Origin of the sequence: Enterobacter sp. JJBC (assembly GCF_036936505.1) — a bacterium.
Lineage (GTDB): Bacteria > Pseudomonadota > Gammaproteobacteria > Enterobacterales > Enterobacteriaceae > Enterobacter > Enterobacter hormaechei_C.
Window position 1 is genome coordinate 3,408,323 of record NZ_CP136935.1, and the last position, 25,363, is coordinate 3,433,685.

General features: G+C 57.2%; 22 protein-coding genes. 9 read left to right on the plus strand and 13 right to left on the minus strand.

Features of this window, described 5'->3' with window-relative positions:
- Positions 1-31: 31 nt before the first annotated feature.
- The 8 genes from cysA to RY075_RS16415 all read right to left on the minus strand — a co-directional run bounded on the left by cysA (position 32) and on the right by RY075_RS16415 (position 6,505).
- Positions 32-1,126, minus strand: a complete 1,095-nt coding sequence (gene cysA / locus RY075_RS16380; RefSeq protein WP_072139488.1) for a sulfate/thiosulfate ABC transporter ATP-binding protein CysA — start codon at positions 1,124-1,126, stop codon at positions 32-34.
- The gene (gene cysW, locus RY075_RS16385; RefSeq protein ID WP_003861305.1) at positions 1,116-1,991 is read right to left on the minus strand and encodes a sulfate/thiosulfate ABC transporter permease CysW; all 876 of its coding nucleotides are present in this window, start codon (positions 1,989-1,991) and stop codon (positions 1,116-1,118) included. Before cysW ends, cysA begins: the two co-directional genes overlap by 11 nt.
- Positions 1,991-2,824, minus strand: a complete 834-nt coding sequence (cysT, locus tag RY075_RS16390) for a sulfate/thiosulfate ABC transporter permease CysT (RefSeq protein ID WP_003861303.1) — start codon at positions 2,822-2,824, stop codon at positions 1,991-1,993. Before cysT ends, cysW begins: the two co-directional genes overlap by 1 nt.
- Positions 2,824-3,837, minus strand: a complete 1,014-nt coding sequence (locus RY075_RS16395; RefSeq protein WP_015572222.1) for a sulfate ABC transporter substrate-binding protein — start codon at positions 3,835-3,837, stop codon at positions 2,824-2,826. Before RY075_RS16395 ends, cysT begins: the two co-directional genes overlap by 1 nt.
- A 175-nt stretch (positions 3,838-4,012) precedes the next feature.
- On the minus strand, positions 4,013-4,912 hold the full coding sequence (locus RY075_RS16400; protein ID WP_003861297.1) for a Dyp-type peroxidase: 900 nt from the start codon (positions 4,910-4,912) through the stop codon (positions 4,013-4,015).
- A gap of 92 nt (positions 4,913-5,004) precedes the next feature.
- Positions 5,005-5,580 carry an RpoE-regulated lipoprotein gene (locus tag RY075_RS16405; RefSeq protein WP_045345545.1) on the minus strand — a complete coding sequence of 192 codons (576 nt, stop codon included), beginning with the start codon at positions 5,578-5,580 and terminating at the stop codon, positions 5,005-5,007.
- Between the two features lie 63 nt (positions 5,581-5,643).
- Complete coding sequence (locus tag RY075_RS16410) at positions 5,644-6,093, minus strand: DUF2919 domain-containing protein (protein ID WP_003861294.1); 450 nt, start codon at positions 6,091-6,093, stop codon at positions 5,644-5,646.
- A complete protein-coding gene (locus RY075_RS16415) occupies positions 6,080-6,505 on the minus strand; it encodes a GNAT family acetyltransferase (RefSeq protein ID WP_003861292.1) in 426 nt (141 codons plus the stop codon). The genes RY075_RS16410 and RY075_RS16415 overlap by 14 nt, the downstream gene beginning before the upstream one ends.
- 212 nt (positions 6,506-6,717) lie before the next feature.
- Between RY075_RS16415 and amiA the strand changes: the two genes are divergently transcribed.
- On the plus strand, positions 6,718-7,593 hold the full coding sequence (gene amiA / locus RY075_RS16420) for an N-acetylmuramoyl-L-alanine amidase AmiA (protein WP_023325022.1): 876 nt from the start codon (positions 6,718-6,720) through the stop codon (positions 7,591-7,593).
- Positions 7,593-8,492 carry an oxygen-dependent coproporphyrinogen oxidase gene (hemF, locus tag RY075_RS16425; protein ID WP_109949125.1) on the plus strand — a complete coding sequence of 300 codons (900 nt, stop codon included), beginning with the start codon at positions 7,593-7,595 and terminating at the stop codon, positions 8,490-8,492. The genes amiA and hemF overlap by 1 nt, the downstream gene beginning before the upstream one ends.
- Positions 8,493-8,556: 64 nt before the next feature.
- Here hemF and maeB read toward each other — a convergent pair whose 3' ends face one another.
- Positions 8,557-10,836 carry an NADP-dependent oxaloacetate-decarboxylating malate dehydrogenase gene (gene maeB, locus RY075_RS16430; protein WP_003863546.1) on the minus strand — a complete coding sequence of 760 codons (2,280 nt, stop codon included), beginning with the start codon at positions 10,834-10,836 and terminating at the stop codon, positions 8,557-8,559.
- Positions 10,837-11,122: 286 nt separating this feature from the next.
- On the opposite strand from maeB, the gene tal reads away from it, so the two are divergent.
- Together tal and tkt are read left to right on the plus strand one after the other, a co-directional pair.
- Entirely contained in the window at positions 11,123-12,073 is a 951-nt protein-coding gene (gene tal / locus RY075_RS16435; protein ID WP_023314621.1) for a transaldolase, read from the plus strand.
- Between the two features lie 19 nt (positions 12,074-12,092).
- Complete coding sequence (tkt, locus tag RY075_RS16440) at positions 12,093-14,081, plus strand: transketolase (RefSeq protein ID WP_109949126.1); 1,989 nt, start codon at positions 12,093-12,095, stop codon at positions 14,079-14,081.
- A 59-nt stretch (positions 14,082-14,140) separates the two neighbouring features.
- Here the strand turns inward: tkt and RY075_RS16445 are convergent, their stop codons facing one another.
- The 3 genes from RY075_RS16445 to aegA all read right to left on the minus strand — a co-directional run bounded on the left by RY075_RS16445 (position 14,141) and on the right by aegA (position 17,928).
- On the minus strand, positions 14,141-15,184 hold the full coding sequence (locus RY075_RS16445; protein ID WP_109949127.1) for a DUF1176 domain-containing protein: 1,044 nt from the start codon (positions 15,182-15,184) through the stop codon (positions 14,141-14,143).
- A gap of 106 nt (positions 15,185-15,290) precedes the next feature.
- The gene (gene nudK, locus RY075_RS16450; RefSeq protein WP_058648647.1) at positions 15,291-15,884 is read right to left on the minus strand and encodes a GDP-mannose pyrophosphatase NudK; all 594 of its coding nucleotides are present in this window, start codon (positions 15,882-15,884) and stop codon (positions 15,291-15,293) included.
- A 67-nt stretch (positions 15,885-15,951) separates the two neighbouring features.
- Positions 15,952-17,928, minus strand: coding sequence for a formate-dependent uric acid utilization protein AegA (gene aegA, locus RY075_RS16455; protein ID WP_109949128.1), 1,977 nt, complete (start codon positions 17,926-17,928; stop codon positions 15,952-15,954).
- 152 nt (positions 17,929-18,080) lie between these two features.
- Here aegA and narQ point away from each other — a divergent pair, with 152 nt between their 5' ends.
- The gene (gene narQ / locus RY075_RS16460; RefSeq protein ID WP_109949129.1) at positions 18,081-19,775 is read left to right on the plus strand and encodes a nitrate/nitrite two-component system sensor histidine kinase NarQ; all 1,695 of its coding nucleotides are present in this window, start codon (positions 18,081-18,083) and stop codon (positions 19,773-19,775) included.
- 141 nt (positions 19,776-19,916) lie between these two features.
- Complete coding sequence (gene acrD, locus RY075_RS16465) at positions 19,917-23,030, plus strand: multidrug efflux RND transporter permease AcrD (RefSeq protein ID WP_109949130.1); 3,114 nt, start codon at positions 19,917-19,919, stop codon at positions 23,028-23,030.
- A 109-nt stretch (positions 23,031-23,139) separates the two neighbouring features.
- On the opposite strand, the gene ypfM is transcribed toward acrD, so the two are convergent.
- The gene (gene ypfM, locus RY075_RS16470) at positions 23,140-23,199 is read right to left on the minus strand and encodes a protein YpfM (RefSeq protein ID WP_015572204.1); all 60 of its coding nucleotides are present in this window, start codon (positions 23,197-23,199) and stop codon (positions 23,140-23,142) included.
- Positions 23,200-23,586: 387 nt separating this feature from the next.
- Here ypfM and RY075_RS16475 point away from each other — a divergent pair, with 387 nt between their 5' ends.
- From RY075_RS16475 to RY075_RS16485, 3 genes are read left to right on the plus strand one after another with little or no spacing between them, the layout of a single operon-like run.
- A complete protein-coding gene (locus RY075_RS16475; protein ID WP_015572203.1) occupies positions 23,587-23,943 on the plus strand; it encodes an ArsC family reductase in 357 nt (118 codons plus the stop codon).
- A 3-nt stretch (positions 23,944-23,946) separates the two neighbouring features.
- Positions 23,947-25,074: a succinyl-diaminopimelate desuccinylase gene (dapE, locus tag RY075_RS16480; RefSeq protein WP_003863566.1), complete on the plus strand. Its 1,128-nt coding sequence runs from the start codon at positions 23,947-23,949 to the stop codon at positions 25,072-25,074.
- A gap of 24 nt (positions 25,075-25,098) precedes the next feature.
- Positions 25,099-25,296: a YpfN family protein gene (locus tag RY075_RS16485; RefSeq protein ID WP_000383991.1), complete on the plus strand. Its 198-nt coding sequence runs from the start codon at positions 25,099-25,101 to the stop codon at positions 25,294-25,296.
- Positions 25,297-25,363: the final 67 nt, after the last annotated feature.

The window sequence follows — 25,363 nt, forward strand, 5'->3', positions numbered from 1 at the left end:
CCACCGGGCGAAAAACATACTCAATAACCTATCAGGCTGACTCCGCCAGAGCAATATCCTCGCGCGTCTCGATGCGCTCGTTGCCGTGATAAATGCGTGCGTGTTGCAGCCCCACAAACAGGCGCTCCCCCCGGTGTGGAGGCACGTCGTCACGCATAACCACGGTCAGCGGCTCGGTGTACCAGCCCAGGGGCTGTACCACCAATTGGGTGTAGTGGCCTTTAGGGCTAGCTTCCAGCACCTGCACCGGAAGCGGTGAATCCAGGCTGGTACGGCGGCTGACGTCCACTTCCCACGGACGCAGGAACAGATCCACCGGCCCCTGATGCGCGGAGGTATACCCCAGCGGCCAGCGGTGCGCGCCAACGTGGAACTGACCGCCGCGAATGGTGCCCTGAAGGCGGTTTACTTCTCCCATAAACTCCAGCACAAAGCGGGTCGCCGGTTCACGCCAGAGCTGCTCTGGCTCGTCAACCTGCTCAATGTTGCCCTGACTCATTACCACCACGCGGTCGGCCACTTCCATCGCCTCTTCCTGATCGTGGGTCACGAAAACGCTAGTGAACTGGAGTTCCTCATGCAGCTGACGCAGCCAACGGCGCAGCTCTTTACGCACCTGCGCATCCAGCGCGCCAAACGGTTCGTCCAGTAGCAGGATTTGCGGTTCAACGGCTAACGCACGCGCCAGCGCCACGCGCTGCTTCTGCCCGCCGGAAAGCTGAGCCGGGAAGCGGTCCGCCAGATGTGCAAGCTGCACCATCTCCAGCAGTTTGGTCACTTTCGCTTTGATGGCGGCGGCATCTGGACGTTCACGACGCGGCAGCACGGTCAGGCCAAACGCAATGTTGTCAAATACCGTCATGTGGCGGAACAGCGCGTAATGCTGGAATACAAAGCCCACTTTACGGTCGCGGGCATGCAGGCGGCTCACGTCCGTACCGTGGAAGCGGATATGTCCGCTGGTCTGGTGCTCAAGCCCGGCGATAATACGCAGCAGCGTGGTTTTACCGGAGCCAGACGGCCCCAGCAGCGCCACCATTTGTCCGGAAGGGACATCCAGCGAGATATCATTCAGCACCTGGGTGCGACCAAAAGACTTCTTAATATTGGCAATCTCAATGCTCATGATTTCCCTCCTGATGCTGACGTTTTTCCTGATTCTCTAAACGCCACTGCACCACACTCTTCAAAAACAGGGTCAAAATGGCCATCAGCGTCAGCAACGCTGCGGCAGTAAAGGAACCGACAGTGTTGTAGTCCTGTTCCAGTAATTCAATCTGTAACGGCAGCGACAGGGTTTCGCCGCGAATCGAGCCGGATACTACCGACACCGCGCCAAACTCACCGATCGCACGGGCGTTGGTCAGCACCACGCCGTAAAGCAGTGCCCAGCGGATATTCGGCAGCGTGACGCGGCGGAACATCTGCCAGCCGGAAGCGCCGAGCAGCACCGCGGCTTCATCTTCATGGCTGCCCTGGCTGAGCATCACTGGCACCAGCTCGCGCACCACGAACGGACAGGTGACAAAGACGGTCACCAGCACCATCCCCGGCCAGGCGAACATGATTTGCAGGTCGTGTTCATCCAGCCAGCCGCCCAGCGGGCCATTGGAGCCGTAGAAGAGCAGATAAACCAGACCCGCCACCACAGGAGACACCGCAAACGGGATATCCAGCAGGGTCAGCAGCAGCTGACGCCCCGGGAAGTTAAAGCGCGTTACCAGCCAGGCCAGCAATACGCCAAACACCAGATTCACCGGGACAGTGATCAGGGCAATCATCACCGTCAGCCAGATGGCGTGGAGCATGTCCGGATCGGCCAGATTTTGCAGCGCGGGCATAATCCCTTTGCTGAAGGCCTGTACGAAGATGTACACCATCGGCACGACGAGAATGAATGCGGAGACCAGCACGCCGGTACCAATCAGAAACCATTTGCCCCAGTTGATGCGGGGCGCGTCATAGCGCTTCAATTGCGTAACTTCCGCCATCAGTGACCTACCACACGTCGACCAAAGCGACTTTGCAGAGTGTTAATCGAAAACAGTAGCAGCAGCGACGCGGCAAGGATCACCGAGGCAATCGCGCTCGCGGCCGGATAATCAAACTCCTGCAAACGGACAAAAATCATCAGCGAGGTCACTTCGGTTTTCCACGCGATGTTCCCGGCGATAAAAATGACCGCGCCAAATTCACCGAGGCTGCGGGTAAAGGAGAGCGCCACCCCCGCCAGCAAGGCCGGAGAAAGTTCCGGCAGAACAACCTTACGGAAACTCTGCCAGCGCGTGGCGCCCAGGGTTTCCGCGGCCTCTTCGTATTCGGGTCCTAACTCTTCCAGCACCGGCTGCACGGTACGCACCACAAACGGGATGCTGGTAAAGGCCATCGCCACCGCGATACCGAGCCAGGTATAGGTCACTTTGATATCAAACTTCGCCAGCCACTCACCGTAAAAGCCGTTCACGGAAAACAGCGACGCCAGCGTCAAACCGGCCACTGCCGTCGGCAGGGCAAAGGGCAGATCCATCAACGCGTCGAGGAGCGTGCGGCCCGGGAAGCGATAGCGGGTTAAGATCCACGCCATCAGCAGGCCAAACACGCCGTTAAAAATCGAGGCCACGAACGCAGACAGCAGCGTGACCTTATAGGCCGCCACCACCTGAGGGTTGGTGACCACTTCCCAGTACTGGGACCAGCTCATCTCAGCGAGCTGCATCACCAGAGCGCTGAGCGGTAACAATAAAATCAGACAGACGAACAGCAGGCTGGTCCCGAGGCTTAAGGTAAAACCCGGCAGCACACGTCTTGTTGATCCTGCAAACATTACTTACGCCCCGCCGCCAGCAATTTGTCTAACTCACCGCCGCTGGCAAAATGCGTTTTCATCACCTCAGGCCAGGCACCAAAATGGTCTTCCACGCGGAACAGCTCGGTCTGCGGGAATTTGTCTTTCAGCTTGTTCATCACGTCCGGATTATTAACGCGGTAGTAATAGTCAGTAATCACCGTCTGCGCCTGCGGGCTGTATAGATAGTTGAGATAGGCTTTTGCCGCTTTCTCAGTGCCGTTGGCTTTGACGTTTTTATCCACCCACGCCACCGGGAACTCGGCCAGAATGTTGGTTTTCGGGATAACCACTTCGAAGCCCTGCGCTTCGTACTGTTTACGAATATTGTTCACTTCGGATTCAAAGCTGATCAGCACGTCGCCCAGCCCGCGCTCGGCAAAAGTGGTGGTTGCGCCCCGGCCGCCGGTATCAAACACCTCGACGTTTTTCAGGAACTGGGTCATAAACTGTTCGGTTTTCGCTTTATCGTTACCGTCAGCTTTGTCCGCCGCGCCCCACGCCGCCAGATAGGTATAACGCGCGTTGCCGGAAGTTTTCGGATTCGGGAAAATCAGCTTGACGTCAGAACGCACCAGGTCGTTCCAGTCGTGTATGTTTTTCGGGTTGCCCTTGCGCACCAGGAAGCCCATGGTGGAGTAGAACGGCGAACTGTTGTTCGGCAGGCGGCTTTGCCAGTCCGCCGGGATCAGCTTGCCTTTGTCGTGCAGGATCTGCACATCCGTGACCTGGTTGTAGGTCACCACATCGGCTTTCAGCCCCTGCAAAATGGCCAGCGCCTGCTTGGATGAGCCAGCGTGCGACTGTTTGATGGTCAGCTTGTCGCCGTTGTTCTCTTTCGCCCACTGCTGTTCAAATGCGGGATTAAGGGCGGCAAACAGCTCGCGCGAAACATCATAAGAACTGTTCAGCAACTCGGTTGCCTGCGCCTGCGCCACCAGCAGTAAACCTGCCAGTGCCAGCGATCCTTTTTTCAGTACAGTAACGGCCATTGCGCACCCTTATAAATGTGATGACTATCTTATAGTCATAATATTTATAACGGAGTCTAAAGGAGTAACGGTTTTATATACCGTTTGGTGATTTAGAAGCAGAAAAGGGAATAAGGGTGCGAGAGAAATTGCCGGGTGGCGCTAACGCTTACCCGGCCTACGAATGGAGAGCGATTTACAGCGCCAGCAGGCGCTCAACGGACGGCGCAAAGTAGTAGCCGCCAGTCACCGGACGGGTGAAGCGCAGCATGGCGTCACGCTTGCCGTCGGTATCGCCAAACATGCTCAGCAGCTGCTGTTCAATGTTGTAGAGGCGCGCGCAGTAAGCGCAGAAGTAAAGGCCGTGCGTACCGCTCGCGGTGCCGTACGGCAGGCTCTGGCGAACAATCTTCAGCCCCTTACCGTCTTCTTTAAGGTCAACGCGGGACAGGTGGGACGTGACCGGACGCGCATCGCCGTCAATCTCTTCATTGGCATCTTTGGTACGGCCAATCATCATCTCCTGGTCATGCACGCTCATGCGGTTGAGCTGCCTGAGGTTATGCTCCCAGCGCTGGACGAACACGTAGCTGCCGCCCGCGTCAACGCCATCCTTGATTACAGCCACCTCGCGGCGCGTCTCTTCCCCGGCCGGGTTTTCGGTGCCGTCGACGAAGCCGCTCAAATCGCGCTCTTCCACCCAGCGGAAACCGTGGATCTCTTCCTGCACGTCGATGCTGTCACCAAAGGCCTCAATCGCTGCCTGAGCGATGGAGAAGTTCACGTCGTGGCGCAGGGAGAGGATATGGATCAGGACGTCATACTGGGTGGCAGGCGCAAGACCTTTGCCATAAGGAATAAAATCTTTCAGCTCTTCTGCGCCTTCGCCGCCGCTCAGCTGACGCCAGACGGTATTGCCAAAGGCAACCACCGCGCCCAGATGGGCTTCGGGGAATTTGGCCTGGAAGGTGGCCAGTTTATCAACGAAAACTTTGCTGGCCGCGCGCAGGGCATCCACATCCCCTTTGACGTTGGCTTCAATCCAAATCGCCGCGCGGCAATGTTCTGGCAAAATGCCACTCTGAACCTGAGACATCGCTCCTCCTGAAAAAAAGATGCCACGACTGCGTGGCATTGATGGCGGCTATTATACCTGGATTTCAGCGAGGCGGCTTGCTCAGGCGCAAATTACTGCTTCCAGATAATTTTGCTCACTTTCCACTTTTTCAGGGTGTCGTCAGACGGCATTAACCCTTCCGGACCGTTCCAGGTGCCGCTGAATACATAGCTAATGTGCTGGCTGCCGTCGGCCTTACACTCGACCGCCACGCTCTCCTCCGACGGCACACTGGCGCAGTGGCCAAACGCTTTCTGGTAGAGCTCGCCAAACGGCGTACCTACCTTCACGCCACCTGAGGTCGGGATCTCTTCATCCATCACCGCAATGCGGTTGACCGTACCTTTATCGCCGTTGATGACCATCGCCACATTGTCGTCTTTCAACGCTTCGAAATAGCGCACGATGTTGCCGTTCTCGGTTTTCATGCCGCTGCGCAGGCGATAATCACTGCCGATGGCATCCTGAATGGCATCCTGATCCAGCGCCGTCGAGGCGGTAATTTTGCCCACGCCCTGCTCGGTCACTTCCGTTGAGGAACCAAACCAGTTCCACGGATAGGCCGCAGACCAGTTGATGGATGAGAGCGTGGAACAGCCGGTTAACGCCAGCGGGAGAGCGCATAAAAGTAAACGCAGCGATTTCATTGAGACGTCCTTACGTAGTAAATCAACGCTTGTTGGAGTGCAGTATCGGCAAAAAGTGCCGTTTTAATCTGACTCTTGCGTAAAACAGGCGCGTAAACGGGGATTCGTGACCAGCCACAGCAGCGCGACAATATCCGCCACCACCAGCGCAATCCCGATACCTGATAGCGGCTCGCCGTACAGCCAGAGCACGGGCTGCCAGACCAGGAGCACAACCTGCGCCAGAATCAATAGCCAGCGAAGTGCGCGCCAGAAGCGCGGGAGGAACTGCCGCCGTCCGCTGCACAGGAACGCCAGCACCGCCGGTACACCGGGCAGTAACCCCAGCCAGAACGCATCGTGATCGGGATAAAAGAGATTCAGTAGCGTATCGCCCTGCCCGCGCGACGCGCCAGCCATAACGAACAGCACCCAGGTGCGGGCCTGCAACAGCAGAACGCACCAGAACAAAAAAGGCAGACGCAGACGACCGTGAACATCATAGTCGCCAGGGTGGAACTCAGTACTCTTCATCTTCGATCAGGCGCTTACCCAGCGTCAGTACATCCGCATGCTCGTAGCCCAGACGTTCATACATGCCCAGCACCACGTCGTTATCTTCCCGCACCATAATCTGGATTTTCGGGCAGCCACGGGCGATCAGTTTCTTTTCCAGACGGTTAAGCAGCGCGTTGGCGATGCCGCGCGCGCGGTATTCCGGGTGCACGCCCAGATAGTAGGCCGAGCCGCGGTGGCCGTCGTACCCGCCCATCACCGTCCCGACTACTTCGCCGTTGACCTCAGCGACCAGAAACAGACTGACGTCGTGATTCACCTTCCGTTCGATGTCCATCTCCGGATCGTTCCACGGACGCAGCAGATCGCAGCGCTCCCAAAGGGTGATCACCTCTTCGAAATCTTCCTGGCGAAAAACGCGTATCTCCATGGTATTAACCGCCTTTTCGGGTTTAAAAACAGTGATTATGGCGTGAACAGGGCATTTAGCCAATAACCGGGGAAAAACTCGCCAAAATTTGGCATAATGTCACTTTGTCACGTATTGAAATGAAAAGTAAAACAATTCTCAATAAGGAATGTCGTCACGCAAAACGCGATACGATATAACACCAGGACCCCAATTTTTACAATTCAGGCCGCATGAGCACATTCAAACCATTAAAAGCACTCACATCGCGTCGTCAGGTTCTCAAAGCGGGGCTGGCGGCCTTAACGTTAACGGGCATCGCAAAGCAGGCTCAGGCAAAAGACGAGAGCACGCTTAAAACCAGTAACGGACACAGCAAACCGAAAACCAAAAAAGCCGGCGCAAAGCGTCTGGTCATGCTCGATCCAGGCCACGGCGGGATCGACACCGGCGCCATTGGCCGAAACGGTTCGAAAGAAAAACACGTCGTGCTGGCAATTGCAAAAAATGTGCGCGCAATTTTACGCAGCAACGGTATTGACGCCCGCCTGACGCGCACGGGCGACACGTTTATCCCGCTGTACGATCGCGTGGAGATTGCCCACAAGCATGGCGCAGACCTGTTTATGTCCATTCACGCGGATGGCTTCACAAACCCTTCCGCCGCAGGCGCCTCGGTGTTCGCTCTCTCCAACCGTGGCGCCAGTAGCGCCATGGCGAAATACCTCTCCGATCGTGAAAACCGGGCGGATGAAGTGGCCGGGAAAAAAGCTACCGACAAAGACCATCTGTTACAGCAGGTTCTGTTTGATCTCGTGCAGACCGATACCATCAAAAACAGCCTGACGCTCGGCTCGCATATCCTTAAACGGATTAAGCCCGTGCACCGTCTGCACAGCAAAAGCACCGAGCAGGCCGCGTTTGTGGTGCTGAAGTCCCCGTCCATACCGTCCGTGCTGGTGGAAACCTCGTTCATTACCAACCCGGAAGAAGAGCGTTTACTCGGCACCACGGCGTTTCGTCAGAAGATCGCGAACGCCATTGCCTCCGGGGTCATCAGTTATTTCAACTGGTTCGATAATCAAAAAGCGCACTCCAGGAAACGTTGATGAAACCGAATGCACAGCTGGTCAAAACTTTCCTGATGCAGCTACAGGACGCGATTTGCCAGAAACTGGCCGCCGCAGACGGCGGTGAATTCCAGGAAGACACCTGGCAGCGCGAAGCGGGCGGCGGCGGGCGCAGCCGCGTGCTGCGTAACGGCGGTATTTTTGAACAGGCCGGGGTCAACTTCTCCCACGTCCACGGTGATGCAATGCCAGCGTCCGCCACGGCGCATCGGCCTGAACTGGCGGGCCGCAGCTTCGAGGCGATGGGCGTCTCGCTGGTGGTGCATCCGCATAACCCGTTTGTGCCAACCAGCCACGCCAACGTGCGCTTTTTCATCGCGGAAAAACCGGGGGCCGATCCGGTCTGGTGGTTTGGTGGCGGTTTCGACTTAACGCCTTACTATGGCTTCGAAGAGGACGCCGTGCACTGGCACACCACCGCGCGCGACCTCTGCCTGCCGTTTGGCGAAGACGTTTACCCGAAATACAAAAAATGGTGCGATGACTATTTCTATCTGAAGCACCGCGACGAGCAGCGCGGCATCGGCGGGCTGTTCTTTGACGATCTCAACACGCCGGATTTTGATACCGCATTCAGCTTTATGCGCGCGGTGGGTGAAGGCTTTACCGATGCCTATCTGCCGATTGTCGAACGCCGCAAAAACACCGACTACGGCGTGCGCGAGCGTGAGTTCCAGCTTTACCGCCGCGGGCGCTACGTGGAGTTTAACCTGGTATGGGATCGCGGGACGCTGTTTGGCCTGCAAACCGGTGGGCGCACGGAGTCCATTCTGATGTCGATGCCGCCGCTGGTGCGCTGGGAATACAGCTACGCGCCAAAAGAAGGCAGCCCGGAGGCTGCCTTGAGTGAGTTCCTTAAAGTACGCGACTGGATTTAACTGCCGGATGGCGCTGCGCTTATCCGGCCTACTCAATCCGTAGGTCGGGTAAGCAAACGCGCCCTTACAGCGGCTGCGTCTGTGCCTCAACCACCGCCAGCGCCACCATGTTGACGATACGACGCACGGAGGCAATCGGCGTTAACACATGCACCGGTTTTGACACCCCCATCAGCACTGGCCCTACGGTCACCCCTTCAGAACTCGACACACGCAGCAGGTTATAGCTGATACGCGCCGCTTCTACGTTCGGCATAATCAGCACGTTCGCCGAGCCTTTCAGCGGGCTGTCCGGCATACGTTCATTACGAATGCTCTCCACCAGCGCGGCGTCGCCGTGCATCTCGCCGTCGATCATCAGCTCCGGCGCACGCTCGCGCACCAGGTCCAGCGTCTGGCGCATTTTGCACGCCGCCGCGGATTTGGATGACCCGAAGTTAGAGTGCGACAGCAGCGCCACTTTCGGCTCGATACCAAAGCGGCGCACGGTTTCCGCCGCCATCACGGTGATTTCCGCCAGTTCCTCCGGGGAAGGATCGTCGTTGACGTAGGTATCGGCGATAAAGGTGTTACCGCTTGGCAGCAGCAGCGCGTTCATTGCGCCGGCAGTATGGACGCCCTCGCGATAGCCGAAGATCTCCTGTACCACGCTGAAATGCTCATGGTACTCGCCGATGGTGCCGCAGATCAGCGCATCCGCCTCACCGCGATGAACCATGATCGCGCCGATCACCGTGGTATTGCTGATCACCGCCCGCTGCGCCTGCTCCTGGGTGATCCCGCGACGCTTCATGATCGAATAGTATTCGTTCCAGTACTCTTTGAAGCGCGGATCGGATTCGTTATTGACGATCTCAAAGTCGACGCCCGGCTTAATTTGCAGGCCCAGCTTCTGAATACGCATCTCGATCACGCTCGGACGACCAATCAGGATCGGTTTCGCCAGCCCTAAGGTGATCAGCTCCTGCGTGGCATGCAGCACCCGCGCCTCTTCCCCTTCCGCCAGCACCACGCGCTTCGCGTCAGCGCGCGCCTGGGAGAAGATCGGCTTCATAAACAGGTTGGTTTTGTAGACGAACTCGGTGAGTTTATCGACGTAGGCATCGAAATCTTCAATCGGCCGCGTCGCCACGCCGGAGTCCATCGCCGCTTTGGCCACCGCTGGCGCGATCTTCACGATCAGACGCGGGTCAAACGGTTTAGGGATGATGTAGTCGGGGCCGAAGCTCAGATCCTGATCGCCGTAGGCGGAGGCCACCACTTCGCTCTGCTCGGCGTGCGCCAGCTCTGCGATAGCATGAACGGCGGCGAGCTTCATCTCTTCGTTGATTGCCGTAGCGCCGACGTCCAGCGCACCGCGGAAGATGAACGGGAAGCAGAGCACGTTGTTCACCTGGTTCGGGTAGTCCGAACGTCCGGTACAGATGATCGCGTCTTCACGCACCGCCTTCGCCAGCGGCGGCAGAATTTCCGGCTCCGGGTTCGCCAGGGCCAGGATCATTGGCGCGCGCGCCATCTTCTGCACCATCTCCTGGGTCAGTACTTTCGGGCCTGAACAGCCGAGGAAAATGTCGGCACCTTCAATGACGTCTTCTAGCGTGCGCTTGCCGTCGTCTTCCACCGCATAGGCCGCCTTGGTTTCCGCCATGTTTGGCTCGCGGTCTTTGTAGATCACGCCCTTGGAGTCGCAGACCACAATATTGTGCTTCTGCATGCCCAGCGCCACCAGCAGGTTCATACAGGCGATGGCCGCGGCGCCTGCGCCGGAGACCACCATGCGCACGTCGGAGAGATTTTTCTCTACCACGCGCAGGCCGTTCAGAATGGCGGCGGTACTGATAATCGCCGTGCCGTGCTGGTCGTCATGGAACACGGGAATGTTCATACGCTCGCGCAGCTTCTGCTCGATATAGAAACATTCCGGCGCTTTGATGTCTTCCAGGTTGATGCCGCCGAAGGTCGGCTCCAGCGCCGCCACCACGTTGATGAATTTATCCGGATCCAGTTCGTCCACTTCGATATCGAAGACGTCGATACCGGCAAATTTCTTAAACAGAACGCCCTTCCCTTCCATCACCGGCTTACCGGCCAGCGCACCGATGTTCCCTAACCCCAGCACCGCCGTACCGTTAGAGATAACGGCCACCAGGTTGCCACGGGCGGTGTATTTGTACGCTGCCAGCGGATCTTTTTCGATTTCCAGGCACGGAGCAGCCACGCCTGGCGAGTAGGCCAGCGCCAGATCGCGCTGGGTCGCCAGCGGTTTGGTCGGGGATACCTGGATTTTACCCGGAACAGGAAACTCGTGAAAATCGAGAGCGCTTTGTTTTAACTGATCATCCATCTTGTTATTCCTTTCACGTTTCGGTCAAAAAGGGTGATGTTGACGTTCCTATGCACACCCTGGTGTGCCGCATAGTATCGCCGCAGGCAGGCTCCTAAACTTTGAAGGCTGCCAAACTCTCACCATTGCAGAATAAAAATTGTTATCAATTTATAACAACCATGTTACCCGTCTCAGACAGCAATGCCTCCCCCGTCTGCTATGCTTTTTTGTTAAGTCCATCATGATTTTCTCAGAAGTGTGAACTAACGCACTCGACTAACTCTTTTATTTCCAAGGAGTAATTATGAACCAGCTAGACGGCATCAAACAATTTACCACCGTGGTTGCAGACAGCGGCGACATCGAGTCGATTCGTCACTACCAGCCGGAAGACGCGACCACCAACCCCTCGCTGCTGCTCAAGGCGGCCGGTCTTGCGCACTTTAGTCATCTGATTGATGACGCCCTTGCCTATGGCAAACAGCGCGGGCAAACGCAGGAGCAGCAGGTCGCCGAGGCCAGCGACAAGCTGGCGGTCAATATCGGTGCGGAAATTCTTAAAAGCATACCGGGACGCGTCTCCACCGAAGTGGACGCCCGCCTCTCGTTTGACCAGGAAAAGAGCATCAACAAGGCTCGCCGCCTGGTGGAACTCTACCAGGAGCAGGGGATCGATAAGTCACGCATCCTGATCAAGCTTGCGTCTACCTGGGAAGGCATCCGCGCGGCGGAAGTGCTGGAGAAAGAGGGGATCCACTGCAACCTGACGCTGCTGTTCTCCTTCGCCCAAGCGCGTGCCTGCGCCGAAGCGGGCGTGTTCCTGATTTCACCGTTTGTCGGACGTATCTACGACTGGTATCAGGCGAAACAGCCAATGGATCCGTACGTGGTGGAAGAAGATCCCGGCGTGAAATCGGTGCGTAATATCTACGATTATTACAAGCAGCACCGCTACGAAACCATCGTGATGGGGGCCAGCTTCCGCCGCACCGAGCAGATCCTGGCGCTCGCGGGCTGCGACCGGCTGACCATCTCCCCTGACCTGCTGAAAAAGCTTCAGGAGAGTGAAGAGACGGTGATCCGCAAGCTTGTGCCGACCTCTACCGTTCTGCCAAAACCAAAACCCATGACCGAAGCGGAATTCCGCTGGGAGCACAATCAGGACCCAATGGCCGTGGAAAAACTGGCGGACGGCATCCGTCAGTTCGCCGTCGACCAGCGCAAACTCGAAGATCTTCTCGCTGCCAAACTTTAACCTTGCCACGGAGTGAACTATGTCCCGTAAAGAGCTCGCCAACGCCATTCGCGCCCTCAGCATGGATGCCGTACAAAAAGCCAATTCCGGCCACCCTGGCGCCCCCATGGGTATGGCTGATATTGCCGAAGTGCTGTGGAACGACTTCCTCAAGCACAACCCGACCGATCCGACCTGGTACGATCGCGACCGTTTTATTCTCTCCAACGGTCACGCATCGATGCTGCTCTACAGCCTGCTGCACCTCTCCGGCTACGATCTGCCGCTTGAGGAGTTAAAAAACTTCCGCCAGCTGCACTCCAAAACGCCGGGCCACCCGGAGATCGGCTATACGCCGGGTGTTGAAACCACTACCGGCCCGCTGGGCCAGGGGCTGGCGAATGCCGTCGGCCTGGCGATTGCAGAGCGTACGCTGGCCGCGCAGTTCAACCAGCCCGACCACGAGATTGTCGATCACTACACCTATGTCTTTATGGGTGATGGCTGCCTGATGGAGGGGATCTCCCACGAGGTCTGCTCGCTGGCGGGCACCCTGGGCCTGGGCAAGCTGATTGGCTTCTACGATCACAACGGTATCTCCATTGACGGGGAAACCGAAGGCTGGTTTACCGACGACACGGCAAAACGCTTTGAAGCCTATCACTGGCACGTGGTGCACGAGATCGACGGTCACGATCCTGAGGCGGTGAAAAAAGCGATTCAGGAAGCGCAGAGCGTGAAGGACAAACCGTCCCTGATCATCTGCCGCACCACCATCGGCTTCGGCTCGCCGAACAAAGCGGGCAAAGAAGAGGCGCACGGCGCGGCGCTGGGTGAAGAGGAAGTGGCGCTGACCCGCCAGAAACTGGGCTGGAAACACCCGGCCTTTGAGATCCCAAAAGAGATCTACAAGGCCTGGGATGCTCGCGAAACAGGTGAAAAAGCGCAGCAGGCCTGGAACGAGAAGTTTGCCGCTTACAAAAAAGCGTATCCGGATCTGGCGGCTGAGTTTACCCGCCGCATGAGCGGCGGCCTGCCGGAAAACTGGGAAGAGAAAACCCAGGCGCTGATTGAAAACCTGCAATCCAACCCGGCGAAAATTGCCACCCGTAAGGCATCACAAAACACCCTAAACGCAATTGGCCCAATCCTGCCCGAACTGCTGGGCGGATCGGCGGATCTGGCGCCAAGTAACCTTACCATCTGGTCCGGCTCTAAATCCCTGAAGGAGGACATTGCCGGGAACTACATCCACTACGGCGTGCGCGAGTTCGGGATGACCGCCATTGCCAACGGCATCGCCCACCATGGCGGCTTCGTGCCGTACACCGCTACCTTCCTGATGTTTGTCGAATATGCCCGTAACGCGGCGCGTATGGCGGCTCTGATGAAGGCGCGGCAAATCATGGTGTACACCCACGACTCCATCGGACTGGGTGAAGATGGGCCGACGCACCAGGCGGTAGAGCAGCTGGCGAGCCTGCGCCTGACGCCAAACTTCAGTACCTGGCGTCCGTGCGATCAGGTTGAAGCGGCAGTGGGCTGGAAGCTGGCCGTAGAGCGTCATAACGGACCCACGGCGCTGATCCTGTCGCGCCAGAACCTGGCGCAGATCGAGCGCACGCCGGAGCAGGTGAAAAATATCGCCCGCGGCGGGTACATCCTGAAAGACAGCGGCGGCAAGCCAGACGTGATCCTGATTGCCACCGGTTCAGAGGTGGAAATCACGGTAAAAGCGGCGGAGAAACTAACCGCCGAGGGTCACGCGGTGCGCGTGGTTTCCCTGCCTTCAACGGATATCTTTGATGCCCAGGATGAGGCGTACCGCGAATCGGTGCTGCCTTCAAACGTCGCGGCGCGCGTGGCGGTTGAAGCTGGCATTGCCGACTACTGGTACAAATATGTGGGTCTGAAAGGGGCGATTGTCGGCATGAAGGGTTACGGTGAATCCGCCCCGGCCGATAAGCTGTTCCCGTACTTCGGCTTTACCGTTGAGAACGTAGTGGAGAAGGCGCTGAGCGTGCTGTAGTGCGATCTGCGTTGCCGGGTGGCGGCTGCGCCTGACCCGGCCTACAAATCGGCAAAACCCTACCTTGTGATCCACAGCGTGGGCCAGGCATCTGGCCCATTCCAGTTATCACAGCTTGGCTCTTCCGCGTAGCGTACCAGACGGAAGCGCTGGCCGTTAAAACGCCAGCGGGTCTGGATCCCACAGTCGCCAATCCCGCGTCCCAGCGCCAGCGTGGTCAGCTCGCGCGTTTTTTCATCGAAGCTGGCATTCATCAGCTCCATGTCGCTACTCTGGCTGGAAGGGGTAAACGGCAGACGCAATCTCACGCTCCTGGCCGCAAACGGTTTTTTACGCGACACCAGCCACGCCAGGTCGACGGTGTTGTACGCCCCCGCCTCACAGCTGATGATCATCAGCGCTTTGTCATCGGTCAGCGCGGTCACGCGCACCTCACGCCGGTTCGGATCGAGAGAGCACTGGCTGTGGTTCATGCGCCAGTTACCGTAATCCAGCAGATCGTTCAATTCGTTATGCGTCAGCGGCGTTGGCGTGGGGTTCACCACCGCCACCTTTTTTAATGCCGGCGCAGGCGGCACGCTCAGCGGTGGACTATCCCCTTTTTTAATCCATGCCGTTTCACTTCCGACGCGCTTTTGCTGGGCATCGATAAACAGCAGCGCCGCTTTCAGCCCAGCCAGAGAGATTGTCTGCTTCCCCCCGCGCAGAGTCAGCGCCTGATCTTCCTGAATGGTCTTCAGAAACGTGGTGATGGTGCCCGTATCGTCTGTTTTAAGATGCCAGGGGGTTAACTGCCAGTGTTGCGACGTGAGTTTAAGCGGCACATTGTCGAGCAGCAGGCGCGGGGCGATGTCAGGCTCTTTCACCGGAGGCACCGAAAGCCCACCGAGATCAATGCGCAGGCTGGCGTCCGTTTTTGCCCCCGCACTGCGGCTCAGCGACATGACCAGACCGCGATGCTCGCCAGTGTTGCGCGCTACGCAGAAGTTCTGGTTATTGCAGGTCACCTGCCAGTCTGAAAAAGACTGCTGCGCAGGCGCAGCCCACACCCGAGGCGCGGGAAGCACGCAAATGAAGAAGAGAAGAAAAACGCAGTAGCGCATGAACGGCACAGCCCCGGAAACGAATAGGTCAATCTGGGGCGTATCTTCGTGCCCTGGGCGGGCTGGCTCAATCGGATTTATCGGATAGATTTATCTGAAATACAACTTATCGCGCTTCCGCCGCGGCATTCATCAGCCCGCTGGTTTGCAGATATTGCAACAGGATCACCGCTTTACCGTCGCGGATCTCGCCGCGTTTCACCATGTCGACAGCCTTAGCGAAAGGCATTTCCAGCACTTCAATGTCTTCGTCGTCCACGCCACCGCCCCGGTGCGTGCGCTGGGCATCGGTATATTCCGCAATGAAGAAGTGGATCAGCTCGGTGACCCCGCCAGGGGACATAAACAGCTCAAAGACTTTCTGCACCGTCCCCACCTCAAAACCCGTCTCTTCAATGGCTTCTTTGCGGATACACACTTCCGGCTCATCGTCGTCCAGCAGACCTGCACAGGTTTCAATCAGACGTCCGTCCGCGTTGCCATTGACCCATGTCGCGATGCGAAACTGGCGGATCAGCACTACGCTTTGCTTTTCACGGTTATACAGCAGAATGGTTGCACCATTGCCCCGGTCGTAGACTTCGCGTTTATGGCGAATGACGTCCCCGTTCTTACGGGTGAGATCGTAAGTGATGTTACGCAGGACAAAGTAATTTTCAGAAAGGATTTTGTCTGTAATAACGCTAATGTTCGGGGACATACGGGCTCCACGGCAAAATGAGTCTGTTTATACTACGCTGTGAAGCCCGCTTTGTCGCCCGTCTGCGTTAATGCATGTTGCGCGGCGGCACGCCAAGCCAGTCCATGATCCCCTGCGCGGCATGGCGCCCTTCCGCCATCGCGGTGACCACCAGATCTGCACCGCGTACCGCATCACCGCCAGCAAAAATCTGCGGATTCGAGGTCTGGTAGCGATAACGGCTCTCCACGGAGGCCCTGATGCGCCCCCAGTCGTCGGTATCGACGCCCTGCGCCTTAAGCCACGGCATGGCGTGCGGATTAAACCCAAACGCCATGATCACCGCATCCGCTGGCATGACAAACTCACTGCCCGCCACCGGGACAGGACGCCGCCGCCCCTGCGCATCCGGCTCGCCCAGACGGGTGCGCAGCATCCGGATACCGTTGACCTTTCCGTCGGTATCCAGCGTGAGCTCAACCGGCTGGACATTAAATTCAAAGGCCGCGCCCTCTTCTTTCGCGTTTTTAACCTCTTTCTTTGAGCCCGGCATGTTGGCCTCGTCCCGCCGATAGGCGCAGGTGACTTTCGCCGCGCCATGTCGCAGCGCGGTGCGCACGCAGTCCATCGCCGTATCGCCCCCGCCCAGCACCACCACGTTTAACCCCTGCGTGTCGATAAACGGCTCGTCTGCGGCAGGGTCAAGGCCCATCACGTTCCGCGTGTTCGCCACTAAAAACGGCAGCGCGTCGTACACGCCCGGCGCGTCTTCGTGAGGGATACCCGCTTTCATGGAACGATAGGTCCCTACGCCGATGAACAGGGCATCGTAGTCGTTTTGCAGTTGGGCCATCGATACGTCTTTTCCCACCTCGCAGTTCAGCTCGAAGCGGATGCCCATCGCGCTGAATATCTCTCTGCGCCGCGCTAACAGGGATTTATCCAGCTTGAAGGCCGGAATACCAAAGGTCAGCAATCCGCCGATTTCCGGATGGCGATCGTAGACCGTCACACCGACGCCGCTGCGCACCAGTACGTCGGCGCAGGCCAGCCCTGCCGGACCGGCACCGATGATGGCGACGCGCTTACCGACCGGTTTAACGTGGCTGACGTCCGGCGTCCAGCCCATCGCCAGCGCCCGATCCGAGATATACCGTTCGATATTCCCGATGGTTACCGCCCCTGACGCATCCCGCAGGGTGCAGGCGCCTTCACATAATCGATCCTGTGGACAGACGCGGCCGGTAATTTCCGGTAAACAGTTAGTCTGGTGAGAAAGCTCAGCCGCACCGATGATATCCCCCGCCCCGATCCGCTCAATCCACTGTGGAATATGGTTATGCAGCGGGCAGGTCCACTCGCAAATGCTGTGGTCGCCACATTTCAGGCACCGGGATGCTTCGCGCTGCGCCTGTTCCGGGCGAAACGGCAGGTAGATCTCGTTAAAATGACCTGCGCGCGCGTCGGGGCTGAGCTTATCCGGCTCACCGCGCGCCGGGGTGTTTTGCATCTGTTGCCGTTTGGTTTGCGGAGGGACTGACTGAACCGCCTCGCTGTGCCACGGCAGCGCGTCCAGCCTTGCGCTGCGCTGTCGGCGCTGTTTAACCAGCTTATCCAGCACGGCTGGAGTGGCGAGCGTAAGCACCTCTGCCGGGCAGTTTTCAACGCAGGCCGGGCCTTGCGGCCTTTCCAGGCAGAGGTCGCATTTGTGCGCCGAGGCCTTTACGCTGTCGTTTTCCAGCGGGGCGATCAGCATGTCCATCGTGCCAAACGGACAGGCCACCACGCAGGCTTTACAGCCAATGCATTTTTGTTGATTGACCTGTACGCTGTCGCTGTGTTGCGTGATGGCTCCGTTCGGGCAGCTTTGCGCGCAGGGCGCGTTTTCACAGTGGTGGCAGGTCACGGGGCTTTTTCGCAAGCCTGAGGTAAGGACCGTAATGCGGGGATGAAAATGGCGCTCGCTCAGCGCGTGCTGCTCCCCGTTGTGCGCCATCACACAGGCAACTTCGCAGGTGCGACAACCGATACACTGTTGAGCGTTGGCCATAATAAAACGATTCATAACAACACCTGTTTTTGGTTCAATAACCTTATTCTTTCTATTGTTATCGTATTTACCCACAGTGGCATGGCGACGCAATGTTCAAATGCCCTGGAAGGCGAACTATTTCCAGTGAACCTGTGGCAGATCAATTTAATTCAGGAAGCCGATGAGTGACCGTTAAACGCCCCGTATCGGGAAGCCTGGCCCGGGCTTTCTTTTCGATGATTGTCTTGTCCGTTCTGATCAGCGCCATTGCGCTGGTTACACTCGCCAGCAGCCAGCGCGACGCCGAGGCGATTAACATTGCCGGTTCGCTGCGCATGCAGAGCTACCGCCTGGGCTACGAAATGCAGCGCGCCAGCCCGTCGCTGGCAGAGCACCGCGCGGTCTGGCAGAAAACGCTGAGCGCGCCTGCGTTGCAGAAGCTAAACCGCTGGTACGTGCCAGAGGACGTCAAACAGCGTTACCAGCAGTTGCAGCTTGGCTGGCAGGAGATGGACACGCGTATCGCCAGCGGCGATACCGGGTGGTATCAGAGCCACATAGAGGATTTCGTGGGCCGGATAGATGCCTTTGTGCTGGCGCTACAGCACTACACCGAACATAAGATACAGCTGGTGATTTTCATGTCGCTGACGGGCGGCCTGGGCATCCTGCTGCTGGCGGTGGTGACCCTGCGGCGCATCCGCCGTCAGGTTGTGCTGCCGCTGAATAATCTGGTGGCAGCGAGCGAGCGTATCGAACAGGGGCAGTTCGATACCCCCGCGCCGGATATTATGCTTCCCAACGAGCTGGGCCAGCTTTCCCGCGCCTTCAACCATATGTCGGCGGAATTACACACCCTGTACCGTTCCCTGGAGCACTCCGTTGCTGAAAAAACCCGCCACCTGAATGAAGCGCATCAGCAGCTCGAAATGCTGTTCAAATGCTCACAGGCGTTGAATACCGGGCAGATAGACAGCCACTGCTTCCGGCATATTTTGCAGATTGTGCATGACTATACGCAGATGAATTACCTGCAATTGCGCACCAGTGACGACTGGCAGCTTTACGAAGGACAGGAGTCCCCGGGCGAGAAAATGCACAATTTACCGGTATTAATGCAGGACACCCTGTACGGCGAACTGCGCTGGCAAAGCGCGACCGGGGATGTTCCGCTGCCGCTCATGGAAAGCGTGGCGACGATGCTGGGCCGGGGGCTCTATTTCAATCAGGCGCAGAAACATTATCAGCAGTTGCTGCTGATGGAAGAGCGCGCCACCATCGCGCGCGAGTTGCATGATTCGCTGGCGCAGGTGCTCTCCTATTTGCGTATTCAGCTTACGCTGCTGAAGCATGCCGTGCCGGGCGACAATGCCCCGGCGCAGGCCATCATTACGGACTTCTCTCGCGAGCTGAATAACGCCTGGCATCAGCTACGCGAGCTGCTCACCACCTTCCGCCTGACGCTCAATCACGCCAATCTTCCTGCCGCGCTACAGGAGTCTCTTGACGGGTTGCAAAGCCAGACCAGCGCGAAGCTGGTGCTCGACTGCCGTCTCTCATCGCTGGCGCTGGACGCGCAAAAACAGGTGCACCTCTTACAGATTGTGCGTGAGGCAGTGCTGAATGCGATTAAACATGCCGACGCGAGCGAGATTGTGGTCAGCTGCGTCACCACCGCGGACGGCACTCACACGGTCACGATCCGCGACAACGGTATTGGTATCGGCGACGCCAGTGAACCGCCGGGGCATTACGGGCTGAATATCATGCGCGAACGCGCGGGACGGCTCGGCGGGACATTACACTTTTCTCAGCCGCCACAGGGTGGGACACAGGTCAGCGTAACGTTCCGGACGCCTGCGGCGCAGGCTGAAAAATAGCGGGAAAGAAGGCGCGCTGAAAAAAGCGCATGATAATTTACATTATCTCCTTTATTTCTCCACGTTTGACCTGGGCCTTACCGCTAAAGTTAGGCGGGCAATAAACAATAATGACGTGCAGCAAAACGAGGTCACACTTTAATGGCGAATTTTTTCATCGATCGCCCCATTTTTGCCTGGGTGCTTGCAATCCTGTTGTGTCTGACGGGTGTCCTGGCGATTACTTCCCTTCCTGTTGAGCAATACCCCGACCTCGCGCCCCCCAACGTGCGTATCACGGCGAACTATCCTGGCGCCTCGGCACAGACGCTGGAAAATACCGTCACGCAGGTTATCGAGCAGAACATGACGGGTCTTGATAACCTGATGTACATGTCCTCGCAGAGCAGTGCCACGGGCCAGGCGACGGTAACCCTGAGCTTTACGGCGGGCACGGATCCGGATGAAGCGGTGCAGCAGGTGCAAAACCAGCTGCAATCGGCCCTGCGTAAACTGCCTCAGGCGGTGCAGAACCAGGGGGTGACCGTGCGTAAAACCGGTGACACCAATATTTTGACCATCGCGTTTGTTTCAACCGATGGCTCGATGGATAAGCAGGACATCGCGGACTACGTCGCCAGTAATATTCAGGACCCGCTCAGCCGTATCAACGGCGTGGGTGATATCGACGCCTACGGCTCGCAGTACTCCATGCGTATCTGGCTGGATCCCAACAAGCTTAACAGCGTGCAGATGACCGCTAAAGATGTCACCGACGCTATCGAATCGCAGAACGCCCAGATTGCCGTGGGGCAGCTCGGCGGTACGCCGTCCGTGGATAACCAGGCGCTTAATGCCACCATCAACTCCCAGTCGCTGCTCCAGACGCCTGAACAGTTCCGCGATATTACTCTGCGCGTGAATCAGGACGGTTCGGAAGTGCGTCTGGGGGATGTCGCCACCGTGGAAATGGGGGCGGAAAAATATGACTACCTGAGTCGCTTTAACGGCAATGCCGCGTCCGGACTGGGGGTAAAACTGGCCTCCGGCGCCAACGAAATGGCGACCGCGCAGCGGGTGTTAGAGCGTCTGGATGAACTGTCGCATTACTTCCCGCACGGACTGGAGTACAAAGTCGCCTACGAAACCACCTCATTCGTAAAAGCCTCCATCGAAGATGTGGTGAAAACCCTGCTCGAAGCTATCGCGCTGGTGTTCCTCGTGATGTACCTGTTCCTGCAAAACTTCCGCGCCACGCTGATCCCCACCATTGCGGTGCCGGTGGTGCTGCTGGGAACCTTTGCGGTGCTGTATGCCTTCGGTTACAGCATCAACACCCTGACCATGTTCGCCATGGTGCTGGCCATCGGCCTGCTGGTGGATGATGCCATCGTGGTGGTGGAAAACGTCGAGCGCATTATGAGCGAGGAAGGGCTTTCGCCCCGCGAGGCCACGCGCAAATCGATGGGACAAATTCAGGGCGCGCTGGTCGGTATCGCCATGGTGCTGTCGGCGGTATTTATCCCGATGGCATTTTTTGGCGGCACCACGGGCGCGATTTATCGCCAGTTCTCGATCACCATCGTCTCTGCAATGGTGCTCTCCGTACTCGTGGCAATGATCCTTACCCCTGCCCTGTGCGCGACGCTGCTCAAACCGCTGCATAAGGGCGAACACCACGGTCAAAAAGGCTTCTTCGGCTGGTTTAACCGCATGTTTAACCGCAATGCGGCGCGCTATGAAGCGGGCGTGGGTAAAGTACTGCACCGCAGCGTGCGCTGGATGGTGGTTTATGTCCTGCTGCTCGGCGGCATGGTCTTCCTGTTCCTGCGGCTGCCAACCTCGTTCCTGCCGCTGGAAGATCGCGGCATGTTTATTACCTCCGTACAGTTACCGAGCGGCTCGACCCAGCAGCAGACCCTGAAAGTGGTGCAGAAGGTTGAGAACTACTTCCATACTCAGGAGAAAGATAACGTGGTCTCAGTCTTCTCCACCGTCGGCTCTGGCCCCGGCGGTAACGGGCAGAACGTGGCGCGTATGTTTGTGCGCCTGAAAGACTGGGACCAGCGCGACAGCGATACCGGCTCCTCCTTTGCCATCATTGAGCGTGCAACCAAAGCGTTCAACAAAATCAAGGAAGCGCGCGTTTTCGCCAGCAGCCCGCCCGCCATCAGCGGCCTGGGCAGCTCAGCCGGGTTTGATATGGAGCTTCAGGATCACGCGGGTGCCGGGCATGACGCGTTGATGGCTGCTCGCGATAAACTGCTCGAGCTGGCCGGCAAAGATCCGCAGCTTACCCGCGTTCGTCATAACGGTCTGGATGACAGCCCTCAGCTACAGGTGGATATTGACCAGCGTAAAGCGCAGGCGCTGGGCGTCTCCATCGACGACATTAACGACACCCTGCAAACGGCATGGGGCTCAAGCTACGTAAATGACTTTATGGATCGCGGCCGCGTGAAGAAGGTCTACGTTCAGTCTGCCGCCAAATACCGCATGCTGCCGGACGATATCAACCGCTGGTATGTGCGCAATAACACCGGCGGCATGGTGCCGTTCTCGGCGTTTGCGACGTCACGCTGGGAGACCGGTTCGCCGCGTCTGGAGCGTTACAACGGCTATTCGGCGCTGGAGATTGTCGGTGAAGCCGCGCCGGGCGTCAGTACCGGTACCGCAATGGACATTATGGAAAAACTGGTTCAGCAGTTACCGACCGGCTTTGGCCTGGAGTGGACGGCGATGTCTTACCAGGAACGGCTTTCCGGCGCTCAGGCGCCTGCCCTGTATGCTCTTTCGCTGCTGGTGGTATTCCTCTGCCTGGCGGCGCTGTATGAAAGCTGGTCAGTGCCGTTCTCGGTGATGCTGGTGGTGCCTCTCGGGGTCATCGGCGCGCTGCTGGCAACCTGGATGCGCGGCCTGGAAAATGATGTCTATTTCCAGGTCGGACTCCTCACCGTGATCGGATTGTCGGCAAAAAACGCCATTCTGATCGTCGAATTTGCCAATGAGATGAATGCCAAAGGTCACGAACTGATGGCCGCCACGCTGCACGCCTGTCGTCAGCGCCTGCGTCCGATCCTGATGACCTCTCTGGCTTTTGTGTTTGGCGTCCTGCCGATGGCCACCAGTTCCGGCGCAGGCTCCAGCAGCCAGCACGCGGTGGGTACGGGCGTTATGGGGGGAATGATATCCGCGACGATACTGGCTATCTATTTCGTACCGCTGTTCTTTGTGCTGATACGTCGTCGTTTCCCGCTGAAGGATAAGCCGGAATAACCCGTTGAAATAAAAAAGGCGGCTTTACAGGCCGCCTTTTTATTGTGTGATTCTTTCACACTATGGTTATTTTAGTTAATTAAGTGCTCTTGCATTTCTTACCGGAAATTCATTTACGAAGCATGCCTTCGATAAAATCTTTCCAGTTCCCCAGTTCACGTTCAATCATAACAACCTCTCTTATTATTATGCGCATTCTACGAAAACGTATCATCATTGTGAAGCCACTTTAACCGATTGCTGTGATTGAGCCCCGCTGTACTGGTAGGTTTAGGATCACTATGAGCGTTGCCGGGTAAATTTTATGTGACCTACAGCAATATTTTGAAATAGTCGGAAAAATGACAGCATTTTTAATTTCCCCCTGAGTTTATTGGCAATTTAAACAGGGTGGACAACTATGCTTAAAAGATGAAAGACTATTCAGCTTACAGCTGTTCGTTGAATTATGGAGAATTGTAAATCCCGAAAAATTCCGAATGTGTTATATTCCACTTAAGGATATATCTTCGAAAATATTGAACATTAAATCCACAAAAGAACAAAAGGATTCACTATGGTTGTGATGTACGGCATTAAGAATTGCGACACGATTAAAAAAGCCCGCCGCTGGCTGGAAGCACACAACATCGACTATCGCTTCCACGATTACCGTGCCGACGGGCTTGACCCCGCGTTTCTCCATTCCGCCATCAACGAACTGGGATGGGAAGCGCTGCTGAATACCCGCGGGACCACCTGGCGAAAACTGGATGAATCTCTCCGGGCCACGATCAACGACGCCGACAGCGCAGCCAAATTGATGCTTGAAATGCCGGCAATCATCAAACGCCCATTGCTCTGCAAGCCAGGTCAGCCTATGCTGCTGGGTTTCAGTGAAACCCTTTATTCAGATTTATTCGTTGAGGTGTAGTCTATGTCATGCCCGGTCATTGAGCTGACTCAGCAGCTTATTCGCCGTCCTTCCCTTAGCCCGGACGACGCAGGTTGTCAGGCATTAATGATTGAGCGCCTGCGTGCCATCGGTTTTACCGTGGAGCACATGGATTTTGGCGATACGCAGAACTTCTGGGCATGGCGCGGTCAGGGGGAGACGCTGGCGTTTGCCGGACATACTGACGTAGTTCCCGCGGGCGACGCAGACCGCTGGATCAACCCGCCTTTTGAGCCGACCATTCGAGACGGCATGCTTTTCGGACGCGGCGCTGCGGACATGAAAGGTTCCCTGGCTGCGATGGTCGTGGCGGCAGAGCGTTTCGTCGCCCAGCATCCGAACCATAAAAACCGTCTTGCGTTTTTGATTACCTCCGATGAAGAAGCCAGCGCCCACAACGGCACCGTGAAGGTCGTTGAGGCGCTGATGGCGCGCAATGAACGTCTGGACTACTGTCTGGTGGGCGAACCGTCCAGCACCGAAGTGGTGGGCGATGTGGTGAAAAATGGCCGCCGTGGATCCCTGACCTGCAATTTGACTATTCATGGCGTGCAGGGCCACGTTGCCTATCCGCACCTGGCGGATAACCCGGTACACCGCGCCGCGCCGATGCTGAACGAACTGGTGAGCATTGAATGGGATAAAGGCAATGAATTTTTCCCGCCAACCAGCATGCAGATAGCCAACATCAAGGCTGGCACCGGCAGCAACAACGTCATTCCCGGCGATCTCTTCGTCCAGTTTAACTTCCGCTTCAGCACCGAACTGACTGACGAGATGATCAAAGCGCGAGTGATTGCGCTGCTCGAGAAATATCAGCTGCGCTATACCCTCGACTGGTGGCTGTCTGGCCAGCCGTTCCTGACGCAGCGCGGTAAACTGGTGGATGCGGTAGTGAACGCCATTGCGCACTATAATGAAATTAAGCCACAACTGCTGACAACGGGCGGCACGTCTGACGGACGCTTTATCGCCCGCATGGGCGCACAGGTTGTCGAACTGGGTCCGGTTAACGCGACGATTCACAAAATCAATGAATGCGTGAACGCTGCCGATTTACAACTGCTGGCCCGCATGTATCAACGTATTATGGAGCAACTCGTCGCCTGACGGGTGCTTAAAGAGGATTAGCGAATGGACTGGCTTTCAAAGTACTGGTGGATTCTGGTGTTGGTATTTCTGGTAGGCGTGCTGCTTAACGTGATTAAAGATCTCAAGCGCGTTGACCACAAAAAGTTCCTTGCCAACAAACCGGATCTTCCGCCGCACCGTGATTTTAACGACAAGTGGGACGATGAAGACGACTGGCCGAAGAAGGACCAGAAGAAGTAATTGTACACACCCCTCACCCCCGGCCCCTCTCCCCAGAGGGACGAGGGGGGTTTTGTTCCCTATCCCT

What these genes read in the sequence shown, in the direction of transcription:
- hemF (WP_109949125.1), top strand. Translation starts at nt 7,593, where the DNA reads ATGAAACCGAATGCACAGCTGGTCAAAACTTTCCTGATGCAGCTACAG.
- cysA (WP_072139488.1), bottom strand. Translation starts at nt 1,126, where the DNA reads ATGAGCATTGAGATTGCCAATATTAAGAAGTCTTTTGGTCGCACCCAG.
- RY075_RS16410 (WP_003861294.1), bottom strand. Translation starts at nt 6,093, where the DNA reads ATGAAGAGTACTGAGTTCCACCCTGGCGACTATGATGTTCACGGTCGT.
- nudK (WP_058648647.1), bottom strand. Translation starts at nt 15,884, where the DNA reads ATGTCCCCGAACATTAGCGTTATTACAGACAAAATCCTTTCTGAAAAT.
- cysT (WP_003861303.1), bottom strand. Translation starts at nt 2,824, where the DNA reads ATGTTTGCAGGATCAACAAGACGTGTGCTGCCGGGTTTTACCTTAAGC.
- maeB (WP_003863546.1), bottom strand. Translation starts at nt 10,836, where the DNA reads ATGGATGATCAGTTAAAACAAAGCGCTCTCGATTTTCACGAGTTTCCT.
- tal (WP_023314621.1), top strand. Translation starts at nt 11,123, where the DNA reads ATGAACCAGCTAGACGGCATCAAACAATTTACCACCGTGGTTGCAGAC.
- aegA (WP_109949128.1), bottom strand. Translation starts at nt 17,928, where the DNA reads ATGAATCGTTTTATTATGGCCAACGCTCAACAGTGTATCGGTTGTCGC.
- amiA (WP_023325022.1), top strand. Translation starts at nt 6,718, where the DNA reads ATGAGCACATTCAAACCATTAAAAGCACTCACATCGCGTCGTCAGGTT.
- RY075_RS16400 (WP_003861297.1), bottom strand. Translation starts at nt 4,912, where the DNA reads ATGTCTCAGGTTCAGAGTGGCATTTTGCCAGAACATTGCCGCGCGGCG.
- acrD (WP_109949130.1), top strand. Translation starts at nt 19,917, where the DNA reads ATGGCGAATTTTTTCATCGATCGCCCCATTTTTGCCTGGGTGCTTGCA.
- tkt (WP_109949126.1), top strand. Translation starts at nt 12,093, where the DNA reads ATGTCCCGTAAAGAGCTCGCCAACGCCATTCGCGCCCTCAGCATGGAT.
- RY075_RS16395 (WP_015572222.1), bottom strand. Translation starts at nt 3,837, where the DNA reads ATGGCCGTTACTGTACTGAAAAAAGGATCGCTGGCACTGGCAGGTTTA.
- RY075_RS16475 (WP_015572203.1), top strand. Translation starts at nt 23,587, where the DNA reads ATGGTTGTGATGTACGGCATTAAGAATTGCGACACGATTAAAAAAGCC.
- cysW (WP_003861305.1), bottom strand. Translation starts at nt 1,991, where the DNA reads ATGGCGGAAGTTACGCAATTGAAGCGCTATGACGCGCCCCGCATCAAC.
- dapE (WP_003863566.1), top strand. Translation starts at nt 23,947, where the DNA reads ATGTCATGCCCGGTCATTGAGCTGACTCAGCAGCTTATTCGCCGTCCT.
- RY075_RS16415 (WP_003861292.1), bottom strand. Translation starts at nt 6,505, where the DNA reads ATGGAGATACGCGTTTTTCGCCAGGAAGATTTCGAAGAGGTGATCACC.
- RY075_RS16405 (WP_045345545.1), bottom strand. Translation starts at nt 5,580, where the DNA reads ATGAAATCGCTGCGTTTACTTTTATGCGCTCTCCCGCTGGCGTTAACC.
- RY075_RS16485 (WP_000383991.1), top strand. Translation starts at nt 25,099, where the DNA reads ATGGACTGGCTTTCAAAGTACTGGTGGATTCTGGTGTTGGTATTTCTG.
- RY075_RS16445 (WP_109949127.1), bottom strand. Translation starts at nt 15,184, where the DNA reads ATGCGCTACTGCGTTTTTCTTCTCTTCTTCATTTGCGTGCTTCCCGCG.